The sequence below is a fragment of the Paraeggerthella sp. Marseille-Q4926 genome, from assembly GCF_916618935.1.
Lineage (GTDB): Bacteria > Actinomycetota > Coriobacteriia > Coriobacteriales > Eggerthellaceae > Paraeggerthella > Paraeggerthella hominis.
Genome location: NZ_CAKAKF010000001.1, coordinates 579,291 through 591,568, shown reverse-complemented (window position 1 = coordinate 591,568; position 12,278 = coordinate 579,291). Strand labels below are relative to the sequence as shown.

General features: G+C 64.6%; 9 protein-coding genes and 1 rRNA gene. All 10 read right to left on the bottom strand.

From position 1 onward, the window contains the following. Positions 1 to 114: 114 nt before the first annotated feature. Positions 115 to 1,625 (bottom strand): 16S ribosomal RNA (locus LG373_RS02440). 258 nt (positions 1,626 to 1,883) lie between these two features. Further along, entirely contained in the window at positions 1,884 to 2,855 is a 972-nt protein-coding gene (locus tag LG373_RS02435) for a radical SAM protein (RefSeq protein ID WP_114567945.1), read from the bottom strand. Positions 2,856 to 2,941: 86 nt separating this feature from the next. Then, positions 2,942 to 3,934: an NAD(P)-binding domain-containing protein gene (locus tag LG373_RS02430; protein WP_225748872.1), complete on the bottom strand. Its 993-nt coding sequence runs from the start codon at positions 3,932 to 3,934 to the stop codon at positions 2,942 to 2,944. A gap of 8 nt (positions 3,935 to 3,942) precedes the next feature. Continuing rightward, the gene (locus LG373_RS02425; RefSeq protein ID WP_114567943.1) at positions 3,943 to 4,872 is read right to left on the bottom strand and encodes a DegV family protein; all 930 of its coding nucleotides are present in this window, start codon (positions 4,870 to 4,872) and stop codon (positions 3,943 to 3,945) included. Between the two features lie 58 nt (positions 4,873 to 4,930). Continuing rightward, on the bottom strand, positions 4,931 to 5,833 hold the full coding sequence (locus LG373_RS02420; protein ID WP_225748871.1) for a DegV family protein: 903 nt from the start codon (positions 5,831 to 5,833) through the stop codon (positions 4,931 to 4,933). Positions 5,834 to 5,900: 67 nt separating this feature from the next. Further along, positions 5,901 to 7,358, bottom strand: coding sequence for a nicotinate phosphoribosyltransferase (locus tag LG373_RS02415; protein ID WP_114567941.1), 1,458 nt, complete (start codon positions 7,356 to 7,358; stop codon positions 5,901 to 5,903). Positions 7,359 to 7,373: 15 nt separating this feature from the next. Then, positions 7,374 to 8,927 (bottom strand): regulatory iron-sulfur-containing complex subunit RicT, encoded by a 1,554-nt coding sequence (locus tag LG373_RS02410; protein WP_225748870.1) that lies wholly within the window; start codon positions 8,925 to 8,927, stop codon positions 7,374 to 7,376. A gap of 11 nt (positions 8,928 to 8,938) precedes the next feature. Beyond that, positions 8,939 to 10,114 carry a DNA polymerase III subunit delta' gene (holB, locus tag LG373_RS02405; RefSeq protein ID WP_114567939.1) on the bottom strand — a complete coding sequence of 392 codons (1,176 nt, stop codon included), beginning with the start codon at positions 10,112 to 10,114 and terminating at the stop codon, positions 8,939 to 8,941. 3 nt (positions 10,115 to 10,117) lie between these two features. Then, positions 10,118 to 10,891 carry a dTMP kinase gene (gene tmk, locus LG373_RS02400; RefSeq protein ID WP_114567938.1) on the bottom strand — a complete coding sequence of 258 codons (774 nt, stop codon included), beginning with the start codon at positions 10,889 to 10,891 and terminating at the stop codon, positions 10,118 to 10,120. 4 nt (positions 10,892 to 10,895) lie between these two features. After that, positions 10,896 to 12,050 (bottom strand): NADP-dependent malic enzyme, encoded by a 1,155-nt coding sequence (locus tag LG373_RS02395; protein ID WP_216529811.1) that lies wholly within the window; start codon positions 12,048 to 12,050, stop codon positions 10,896 to 10,898. Positions 12,051 to 12,278: the final 228 nt, after the last annotated feature.

The window sequence follows — 12,278 nt, the reverse complement described above, 5'->3', positions numbered from 1 at the left end:
GATGCGAGAGGGCCTTCGCGACGGGCCCGCGGACGGGTCTTCCGTTTCTGTTTCTTTTCCATCCAGGCGAGGGAGCTTCGCTCGACCTCGTCGGACACCTGAGTGTCTCCCTAGAAAGGAGGTGATCCAGCCGCACCTTCCGGTACGGCTACCTTGTTACGACTTCACCCCCCTTACCCTCCACACCTTCGACGCCTCCGCCCCTTTCGGGTTCGGCCGGCGGCTTCGGGTGCAGACGACTCGGGTGGTGTGACGGGCGGTGTGTACAAGGCCCGGGAACGTATTCACCGCGGCATGCTGATCCGCGATTACTAGCAACTCCGACTTCACGGAGGCGGGTTGCAGCCTCCGATCCGAACTGGGGCCGGCTTTGAGGGATTCGCTTCCTGTCGCCAGGTCGCAGCCCGTTGTACCGGCCATTGTAGCACGTGTGCAGCCCAGGGCATAAAGGGCATGATGACTTGACGTCGTCCCCACCTTCCTCCGGCTTGACGCCGGCAGTCCCGTATGAGTCCCCAACTCAATGCTGGCAACATACGGCAGGGGTTGCGCTCGTTGCGGGACTTAACCCAACATCTCACGACACGAGCTGACGACAGCCATGCACCACCTGCGCGAGCTCCTCTCGGCCACCGGGTCTCCCCGGCTTCACTCGCATGTCAAGCCCTGGTAAGGTTCTTCGCGTTGCTTCGAATTAAGCCACATGCTCCGCTGCTTGTGCGGGCCCCCGTCAATTCCTTTGAGTTTTAGCCTTGCGGCCGTACTCCCCAGGCGGGACGCTTAATGCGTTGGCTTCGGCACGGAGAGGCGATCCTCCCCACACCTAGCGTCCATCGTTTACGGCTAGGACTACCAGGGTATCTAATCCTGTTCGCTCCCCTAGCTTTCGCACCTCAGCGTCAGTGTCGGCCCAGCAGGCTGCCTTCGCCATCGGTGTTCTTCCCGATATCTGCGCATTCCACCGCTACACCGGGAATTCCGCCTGCCTCTACCGAACTCGAGCGCGCCAGTTCGGAACCCGGCTCGAGGTTGAGCCCCGAGGTTAGAGGTTCCGCTTGGCGCGCCGCCTACGCGCGCTTTACGCCCAATGAATCCGGATAACGCTCGCCCCCTACGTATTACCGCGGCTGCTGGCACGTAGTTAGCCGGGGCTTCTTCTGCAGGTACCGTCGTCGGTCTTCCCTGCTGAAAGCGGTTTACAACCCGAAGGCCGTCGTCCCGCACGCGGCGTTGCTGCGTCAGGGTTGCCCCCATTGCGCAAAATTCCCCACTGCTGCCTCCCGTAGGAGTCTGGGCCGTATCTCAGTCCCAATGTGGCCGGTCGGTCTCTCAACCCGGCTACCCGTCGAAAGCACGGTGGGCCGCTACCCCGCCGTCTACCTGATGGGCCGCGACCCCATCCCTTGCCGCGCCAGGCTTTCCCGGCCCCTCCATGCGGAGGGGCCGGAGCATCCGGTATTAGCCTCGGTTTCCCGAGGTTGTCCCGGAGCAAGGGGCAGGTTGGTCACGTGTTACTCACCCGTTCGCCACTGTATGCCCACCCGAAGGTGGCTTAACCGTTCGACTTGCATGTGTTAGGCACGCCGCCAGCGTTCATCCTGAGCCAGGATCAAACTCTCCGTTTAAAAGAGTGCGGCATCGCTGCCGCGTTCGATCTTGGTTTCCCGCCGCCCGCTCCCCCGAGGGGTCCGCGGCCGGCCGGGGTCCGTCTCATGCGGATCCGTTCACTTGGCTTTTTTCTCGCTTGTTCTGCTTCTCAGTATCCGGTTTTCAAGGTTCTCCGCCTGGGGCCGAAGCCCGAAGCGCAAGGAGATATACTACCCGTGCCCCCGTCCGGAGTCAAGAACTTTTTTGGAAAAGTTTGGAAATTTGCTCAGCTGAAGCTATTCCGAATCACCGCTATGCACTCCCACCAGGTCGAACGGCGGAATAAAGCTGTCTTCGGCAGCGCCCCCCTCTTGCCAAAAGTAATCCTCGATGCCAAGAGCATCTGCGAAATCAAGGAGAAGCTCGTATTCGCGGTCGGGAACGCGGTGCGCCAGTTCCGGGCATCTGTCCAAACATGCCGCCGCCCGTGCATCGCCCGAAGCGGCCGCTTCGGGCAAAACCGGCGTGTACTGATTCATGAGCGACAGCAACACGCTGTCCGCGAAGCGCTCGCGGATCAAGCGCACGACGCGCTTGGAATCTTCCAACGCGCCCGGCAGCATAAGGTGGCGCACCACCACGCCGCCGATAAGGCGACGCTCGCCGTCCACCTCGTCGAACCGAGGAGGACCGGCTTCTTCCACCATGGCCTCGAGCGCAGCAAGGGCGACGGCAGGGTAATCGGGGGCGTTCGAGTAGCGCGCGGCCAAGGCGGGATCGGCGTACTTGAAATCGGTCAGATACGCATCGACGACGCCTGCGTTCGCCCGCACGCTGCGAACCGTCTCGTACCCCGAGGTGTTCCATACGACCGGCACCGTCAGACCGAGGGCGCGCGCCTTTTCAACGGCCGCCCTCGCCTGCAAGGCGTACTGGGTCGGAGTGACGAAGTTCACGTTGAGCGCGCCCTGGCCTTCAAGCTCCAGGCATATATCCGCCAGGCGATCGACGCCGATAGGCGCGCCCGCGCCCCCTACGGCGATGACCGCGTTCTGGCAATACGAGCAACGCAGCGGGCAGCCGGCGAAGAACACGGTGCCGCTGCCCCGCGTCCCGCTGATGGGAGGTTCTTCCCAAAAATGCAGCGCAGCGCGCGCAACCATCAGCTTGTCGTCCGCCCCGCACGCGCCGCGCTTTCCCGCATAGCGGTTTGCGCCGCAGGCGCGCGGGCACAGGTCGCACGCGGCGGGAAGCATGATGTCGGTCATAGTGCTTTCCCCTATCGATCGACGAAACCGAATCTCGCGTCCGCCCTCGACATTGCAAGGCTTCGGCGATCCCGGACCGCCGAACCTTAGTTAGCCGAATATCCGGGATAGATCGAATACCCCGAATACGGGTCGTCCCCGGAATGATCGTGACCGCACCCGCAGCCGTCCTCGACGTCGTCGTACTCGGAAAACCCGAGGTCGTCCGAAGCGTCGCCGTACGTCTGCTCGGCGCGCGTCCAGTCAAGCCCCTCGGCCGCGCAGGCCGATTCGTCGCCGTACACCAACGACAGGGCGGAAGGCGCTTTCCCGGTTCCGCCGATGACGGCCAAAAGCTCCAGCAGGTGCAGGCACGCTTCGCCCTGGGGCAGTATCAGGTCCACGTCGTCGGCGGCCGTCAAAGCAGCCGACAGTTCGGACATGAGCATCTCCACCGTATAGGTGCCCGCAAAGCTGCCGGTCTCGACCGCCGCAAGAACCTGCTCGGCAACCGGCGTTGCAGCGCCCACGCGTCCGACCCCGCGACCGGGAACCGCCGACGAACGCCGAACGACGCGGTACAGAGCATCCGCCTCGATGGCGGAAATAACCTGAGCCGTGGTCTGCAGCGTGTACGCCGCGCGCGCAAGCTGCGCCGACCCCGGGCCGCCCGTATCCTGCACATCCCCTGCAAGGGCCTCCACCACGGGAAGCGCTCGCTGCACGGCGTCCTCCTCGCCTCCCACGAGGCACGCAAGGTTGTCCTTCTTGGCGAACGCATCGGGAAGAGACAGGTCGAGCACGATAAGCGGGGCTTCCACGGAAACCAAATCGCTTACCACGGCCACCGCGTTAAGCTCGCGCGCGAAGCTCGGAGTGGACGAGGACAGGTCGATCAGCAGGGTGCCCGGGCAAGCCGACTGGATCAAGCCGCTTTCGTCGAAGTACGCATCCTCCAAGGCGGTCTGCGTCGTGTAGTACGTGATCACCGTATCGGCTTCGGCGACGCTCTCCGCGCGGCTGCATCCTGCAGCCTCCATGCGCGCCTCCACCATGGCGCCCACCGTCTGGTCCCCTACAAACGCATACGTGCTCTCCATTGAAATCCTCACTCCCCGCCCTTTACCTTCTTCGCGATGCGGTCCGCCACGGACAGCTCCTCGCGCTTGTCGTTTCCCCAGAACACCACTGCGATCATGCCGGGCCCCACATGGCTTCCGATGACCGGCCCGATACTGCTCTCCAGAAACAGGATGCTGTCGTCTTCCTTCGCGAGCGCGTCTTTCAGTCGCGCCGCATCCTTCGGGCAATCGGCATTGCCGATGACCACGAAACGACCCGGCCGGGAATCGGCTTTGCGCTTGTGGTAGTAATCGGCCAGCTGCTTGATTCCCTTCTTCCGTCCGCGCGCCACGCCCGACAAGGACAGCTTGCCGTCGCAGGTGATGGTGAGCAGCGGCTTCACATCAAGCTTGGAGCCGGCGTACGCAACCGAACCGGGGATGCGCCCGCCCCGGCGAAGGGATTCCAGGTCGTCCACCATGAACTCGGCGTCCACGAAAAAGCGCGCTTCTTCGGCCCAAAGCGCCAGCTCGTGCGCCGTGAGCCCATTGTCGCGCTGACGCAGCGCCTCGTGCACGAGAAGCGCCTCGGCGATCGAAGCCAAACGCGTATCGACCAGGTACAGCTCGGCCTCGGGATGCTCGGCCATCAACTGCTCGTGGACAAGGGCGGCGGCATCGTAGCTGCCCGACAGGCCGCTTGAAAAGCTCAGGTACACCGTGGGCACGCCGCTTTCGATAGCGCGCGTGAACGCGTCGCGAAACACCGGCACGGGAACCTGCGCCGTGGTCGGCTCGTCGCCGTCGCGCATAGCCTGGTAGAAATCGTACGCCGACGACGTCTGGTACAGATCGTCCGCATGCTCCCCGTCGCGCATGACGTAGGGGAACTTGATCAACTCGACGCCTTCCCGATCGACCACCTCGAAGGGCAGGTCGCAACAGGAGTCGATAATAAGGTTGCATTGATGCTGCATAGTAATATGTCTCGCTTCCTTCGCTGTTGAGCGATTTGGACGATGGTTCGTTCGGGCGTTACGACGAAACGACGCGCGTGCGAACCGTAGCCGTCAGCTTTCCGGCTACGGGCGCGGCGCATTCGTACGCCAGTCCGACGGCGGGTCCCACATGCAACCCGATGACGGGGCTCACCGGCAGCACGTCCACCGCGCGGCCGACAAGCGGGTCGATGACTTCGCGCGCCCATTCGACCGCCGGAGCCTTGTCGCCTATGTAATGGACGACCACGTTCTTCAAGCCGCGCTCCTCGACGTCTTGCTTGAACGTCGACACGATCCTTTCGAGGGCCTTCTTGCGCGTGCGGACCTTCGCAAGCGTAGTGGCGGACCCATCGGTTACCGTCAAGACGGGAGCAAGCTGGATCAGATTCCCCAAAAGAGCCGCCGCGTTGCCGATGCGGCCTCCTTTCTGCAGAAACGTCAAGGTCTCCGGCGTGAACAGAAAGCGCGTGGACTCGATGCCGGAAAGAGCGGCGGCGGCGCATCCCGCCAGGTCTTCGCCCGCATCGCGTGCGGCAACGGCATCGAGCACGGGCCACGCCTCGTCGAACCCGCACGATGCGGAGTCGATCATGACGTAGGAGAAATGGATGTTGCGCGCCTTCACGGCCCGCGCGGCGCGCACGGCCCCTTCGTACGTGCCCGACAAACCGGTGGAGATGAATATCCCCAGCACGTCGTCGCCAGCGAGCGCCGCCTCTTCGAACGCCCGCTCGAGCGTCAGCTGAGAGGGCTGGCTCGAGGTGGGGATATCGTCGACCATATCGTAGATACCTGCATAGAACTCGTCGAGATCCATCGTCGCGTCGGCGTACTCTACGCCCGCACGGTTCACGAAAAGCGTGATCACCTCGACGCCCGCAGCTTTCGCCATGTCGGCGGGAATGGAGGCCACCGAATCGGTCAGTATCTTGATCATAGCTTCCTTCCTCGAGCTGGAACGGACGACGGCAAACGGGCTGGCGCCCGGCTTCCCTCTATCAAACTTACGCGATGCCCCGCAGCCGCACAACCAAATCGCGACGGCGCTCAAAAAGACCATATTCGAGGCCAACGGGATACGTATGCGCATGCAGCATGCGCTTCTGGCTCTCATCGAGCGTAGCAAGCCCCGCGCGAGCCCGCTCGCGCGCCGCCAAAGCAGAGCGGAACTCGGGAGCGAGCACCGTTTCGCCAGCACGCGCCAACGGCTTGAGCAGCGTCTCGAAGCACAAGCCCGCGAGGTTTTTCTGTCGCAGGTCATCCGACGGATCCACGATGACCTCGCGCACGCCGACGCCCGCGTTCACGTCGAACACCATATCGCCGGCCAGCCGACCGCCGTCGCAGTAGAAGTAGCGCCGCACGTCCAAAACGCCCGGCGTGGTCAGCTTCGCCGCCGACTCGGATATCTTGATGCGATCCGTCCATGCCGCGTCGCCCGGCGCGCGCGTTGCGGACAGCTTGTAGACGCCGCCCAAGGTGGGCTGGTCGTACGCGCAGGCAAGTTTCGTGCCCACGCCCCATGAGCTCACCCGAGCGCCTTCGTCGCGAATGGACTGGATGGCGTATTCGTCCAAATCGTTCGACAAGACGATGCCGCAGTCGCTCAAACCCGCCTCGTCAAGCATGCGTCGAGCCATCTTCGCAAGCCACGACAAGTCGCCCGAATCGATGCGAATGCCGCTCAAGCGCTCGCCGCGATCGCGCATCTCAAGACCAACCGTAATGGCGTTTTCAATCCCCTGCTCGACATCGTAGGTGTCGACCAGAAGCACGCAGTTCTTCGGAAACGCCTCGGCATAGGCGCGGAAAGCCGTGAGCTCGTCGGGAAACGACATGACCCACGAATGGGCATGCGTCCCCGAAACCGGCAGGTCGAACAGCTTGCCCGCCAGCACGTTCGACGTAGACGCGCATCCGCCCACCACGGCGGCGCGGCTAGCCCACAGGCCGCCGCCCGCGCCCTGCGCACGGCGCAAGCCGAACTCGGCCACGGGGCTTTGAGCGGCCAGGCACACGCGCGCGGCCTTCGTTGCGATAAGCGTCTGGAAGTTCACGCAGTTGAGCAGCGCGGTCTCCACCAACTGGCAATCCATGATAGGCCCGACCACGCGCACGATGGGCTCGTGGGGAAACACGATGGTTCCTTCGGGCACCGCGTCGATGTCGACGTTGAGCCTGAAGGTTCTCAGGTAGTCGAGAAACTCCGGCTTGAACAACGACCCGCCGCCCGGAGCATCGAGCGAGGCCAGATACGCGATATCGTCGTCCGTGAACTCGAACGTATCGACCAGGTCCGCCAGCTGCGCCAGGCCGCATGCCACGGCATAGCCGCCCTTGAACGGGTAATCGCGAAAATACATGTGAAAGCAAGCCTGCGTGTCGCCCTGGCCCGTTTCCCAATACCCCTGAGCCATGGTCAACTGGTACAGATCAGTCAGAAGCTCGTAATCGATCCTCATGAGATCTTGCCCCTCCTAGCTGTTGCTGGCGTTGTCCGCAGAGCCGTTCGATCCGCTCGACGAGCCGTCGCTTCCCGACCGGTGGCTGCGACGACGCGCGCGGCGATGCCCGCCTTCGCCTGCCGGTTTGCCCTGGTCGCTTGCGTTGCGATCCGGACGAGGAGCACCGCCCTGCTTCTGCGGAGACTTCTGCTGGGGCTTCTGCTGACGCAAGCCCGACGACTTCTGGCCGGGACGAGGCCCCTGCTTCTTGGCGCCGCCGGCGCGCGCCGGCTGCTTGGCCTCGCCCGAACGTGGCTGCTGCTTCTTGGCATCGGACGTGCGGGGCTGCTGCTTCTTGGAGCCGCCCTGCTTCTTCTGGCCTTGACCCGGCTGCTGCGACTTCTGCTGGCTGCCCTGGCTCTGGCGGCGCTTGGGGGCTTCGACCGCCTCGGCGGCGCCCGCTTCTCCCCCGACCTTCGTCGAACGACGACGGCGCGGCTTGCGGCCCGAAGGCGAACCGGACTCGGAAACCTTGTTCGAGCCGCCACGACCCCCGCCATTGCGCCCCTGCTGCTTGCCGTTTCCGTTCGACCCGCCGCGCGCGGGCTTCTGCCCACCGCGTCCGGTTCGACGCACGGCGGAAGGATCGGCCAGCTTGTCCGAGCCCGTCAGCTGCGAGGTTGCGAACACCGTGGACTCCCCGGCAACCCCGATAGCCGCCTGGGCCGTCGCGTTCTCCCAAGCCTCCGAGCCCACCACCTTCGGGCGCTGCACGCCTTCCTCGGGCGGATCGAAATCAGCCAGGGGCACCTTCACGGGCTTCTCGCCGTCGACCTTGAGCGTCACCACTTCGCGCGGCACGTCCAGATCGATCACCTTGGCCGTGCCGATAGGGGTTTCCACCTGAGAATTCTGCTTGGGCGCGCGGCTCTTGAAATCCTTGTAGGCATCGAATTCGTAGCGCAGGCAGCACATAAGGCGGCCGCACACGCCCGAGATCTTCTGCGGGTTGAGGGAAAGATCCTGCTCTTTCGCCATGCGGATGGACACGGGGCAGAACTCGCCGCCCAAGCGCTTGCAGCACAGCTCCTGGCCGCAATGGCCCAGCCCTCCCACCATGCGGGCTTCGTCGCGCACGCCGATCTGGCGCATGTCGATGCGCACATGGAAGTACGAGGCCAGCTTTCGCACCAGCTCGCGAAAGTCCACGCGCTCCTCCGCCTCGAAGTAGAAGATGGCTTTGTCGCCGTCGAACAGGTACTCCACCGAAACGGGGTGCATGTCGGCGCTTGCCTCGGCGGCCATCTCCTTGAACACGGGAAGGGCCTCGGCGCTCTTGCGCTCCATGGCGGCCGCTTGAGCCTCGTCCTCGGGCGAAGCGATGCGCTTCACCGGCTTGAGCGGGCTTTTCAGCTTCTTCACCTGAGCTTCGTCAGCCTCGAACACATCGCCCGAAGCCCGGCCGAACTCGATTCCGCGCGCGGTGGACACCACCACGCCGTCGCCGGTGCGCACGTCGAGGTCCCCGGCGTCGAACCAGAGCGTTTTGGGATTGTAGTACAGGTTAACAGGCGCTATGCGAACCATGGCGCACCTCTCTATCTTATCCGGGTCGACGCGCCCGAAGCATGGGGCGCGCGACCGTACAGCGTGTCACGAATTTCGAACAGCATCGCGTCGATGCACGTCTCGGGAGATACATTATACGAGATAGCCTCGTCGCAGCGACGCACGCACGCCAACGCCGCGGCAGCGCGCGCCTCGTCGGTAACCGCCGCCGTTTCGGCGATGGACTCGCGCACGTCCACGTTTATGACGAGCTCCGGCGTTTCCGCGCACACGGCCACGACGTCGCGCAGCCACGAGCGCACGACGGCGGTCAGATGCCGCAGCGACTCGAAGGTCTTCGCCGTCAGCTGGCGCTTGTTGCGCGCCTCGATTTGACGGATGGCCGACTTCGCCAGGAAATCGGCGTTCTCGGCCAGCTCCTGCTCCTGTTCGGCCCGCGCCACGTCGAGCGGCGCCTTGACCAGTACCACCAGCTCGCTTGCGAACCCGATGACGTCCCAATCGTCCGCTTTACGCAGGCAGCCGACCACTTCGAGCACGCGTCGGCGAAAGCCCAAGCGCTCGTTGGACTTGAGGAATTCCACGGCGCGCGTGATGGACCCGTTGCATGCTTCGAGCGCCATGCGGGCCTGTTCGAGCGAGGCGCCCGAATTCTGCACGATGATGCCGGCGGCTTCGCTGGCCGGGATGGTGCGAAACGGCACCACCTGGCAACGCGAGAGAATGGTGGGCAGCACGCTTTCGCGCGTACGGCCGAGCAGGATGAGCACGACATCCGACGGAGGCTCTTCGAGCGTCTTGAGAAACGCGTTCGCCGCCTGCACGCCCAGAAGGTCCACGCGATCGAGGATGTATATCTTCTTCTTGGCCTGAATGGGAGCGAACGACGTGTCGGAAACGATGTCGCGAATCTGCTCCACCAAGTACCCGCTGGCACCTTCCGGCGCAAAATAGCGCACGTCAGGATGCTTTTTGCGCATGATGCGCCGACACGCGTCGCATGCGCCGCAGTTGCCGCCGCGCGGGCCTTGCGGACCCTTCGGGCACAGAACCGCCTGGGCGAACGCGTAGGCCGCAAGCGTCTTGTTCGACCCAGCCGGACCCGTGAACAGGTACGCATGGCTCACTTTGTCCTGAGATACCGTGGCGCGCAAGAACTCGCGCACCTTCGGCTGCCCCAGTATGTTCTCGAACGCGTCGGCCACGGATCAGACCCCCTGCGACGCGCCCGGCGCGCTTTCAGCGGACGATCGCAGCCCCGCGCGACCGACCTGGCTGCGCTTCACGTCCAGGCGATCGAAAAACGCAGGGTCGCGCTGCTCGACGTCGGCCATCCAGGGAAACAAGTCCTTCAACTGCGAGAACACAGCCGAAGCGGTACGCGACTTGCGATCGGCCGAGGTCACTACGCGAACACGATCGGGATCGCGTCGCGCGATGTCCATAAACGCCTCGTTCACGCGCGCGTGGAACTCTTCGCCCGCGCGCTCAAGGCGATCGGCGCCTCGATGCGTCGCGCGCGCAAGGCCCGTGCGCGCCGTGCCGCCCGTGGCCATGAGGATGGTCCGGTCGGGCCGCAGCCCTTGGCAGGCAAAAGCGTTCGCCCCGTCCACGAATTCGCGCGAAAGCCCGCGACCGTATGCCTGGTAGGCAACCGTGGAATCCGTGAACCGGTCGCACAGCACCACCACGCCGCGCGCAAGCGCAGGCGCGATAACCTGCTTCACCAGCTGGGCGCGCGCGGCTTCGTAGATCAGCAGCTCGGCCTCGTCGGTCATGGCGACGTTGCGCGGGTCGAGCACCACGGCACGCAGTTGCTCGCCGATGTCGGTGCCGCCGGGCTCGCGCAGGCACAGCACTTCGCGACCGTGCGCGCGCAGCGCTTCTGCTAGAAAACGAATGTGGGTGGTCTTGCCGGCGCCTTCGCCCCCCTCGAACGTTATGAAGATGCCCCGCGGGGCAAGATCTTGCGTTTCGGGCATGCCGCTAATCCTCCACGCAGTCCTTGACCGCCTTCGCCACGCACTCCACTGCGCGCGGGTCGAACGGCTCAGGCATGATGAAGTCCTCGCACAGCTCCTCGTCGGACACGAGCCCGGCCAGCGCTTCGGCAGCCGCCAGCTTCATGGCCTCGGTGATGCGCGTCGCGCGTCCCTCGAGCGCGCCCTTGAAGATGCCGGGGAACGCCACCACGTTGTTGATCTGGTTCGGGAAATCGGAGCGGCCGGTGCCCACGACGCGCGCGCCGGCGGCCTTGGCCACGTCCGGGTAGATCTCAGGATCGGGGTTGGCCATGGCGAACAGGATGGCGTCGTCGTTCATGGAGCGAACCATGTCGGCGCTGACCAGGTTCGGCGCGGACACGCCCACGAACACGTCGGCGCCTGCCAAGGCGTCGGCCAGCGAGCCTTCGGCGTCGGACAGGTTCGTTACTTCCAGCATGGCGCGCTGGGCCTCGTTGATGCCCTGGGACTTCGAGCAGATGATGCCGCAACGGTCGACCAGCGTCAGATGGCGGAACCCGTAGCTCAAAAGCAGCTTCGCGATGGCGATGCCCGCCGACCCCGCGCCGTTGACCACCACGCGGCAGTCCTGCTTGCGCTTGCCGGTCAAGCGCAGCGCATTGATGACGCCCGACAGCACCACGATGGCGGTGCCGTGCTGGTCGTCGTGAAACACCGGGATGTCGAGCGCCTCGATCAGGCGCTGCTCGATCTCGAAGCAGCGCGGAGCTGCAATGTCTTCCAGGTTGATGCCGCCGAACGACGGGGCCAGGCGCACCACGGTCTCGACGATCTCGTCGGTGTCCTGCGTGTCCAGGCACAACGGCACCGCGTTCACGCCGCCGAACGCCTTGAACAGCGCGCACTTTCCCTCCATGACCGGCATGGCCGCCAAAGGCCCGATGTTGCCCAGACCCAAGACGGCGCTGCCATCGCTGACCACGGCGACGGTGTTCGCCTTCATCGTGTATTCGTACGCGGCCTGCGGATCCTCCGCGATCTTGCGGCACGGCTCCGCTACGCCCGGCGTGTAGGCCAGCGACAGGGCCTCGCGCGTTGCGATGTCCATCTTCGGGACGGTATCAAGCTTGCCGCGCCATTCCTTGTGCAAGCGCAGCGATTCTTCGTTCAAGTTCATGCTCTATCCTTCGGCTGATTTCGGCGATCGCGAACAATTATATACCTTCGCGCGCCGGGAGGGGCGGCCCCGCGCTGCCGGAGGCGCTTTCTTGGGCCGCGCTGATGCAAAAAACACATGCGCGCCCGAAACGAGGCCCGGCGGCATGCGGCGGCGCGGGCATGCCGGCAGCATCGACCGTCCGGGGGAAGCCGGCGCCCGAAGACGAGCGGCGCGGCCGCGCCGCGC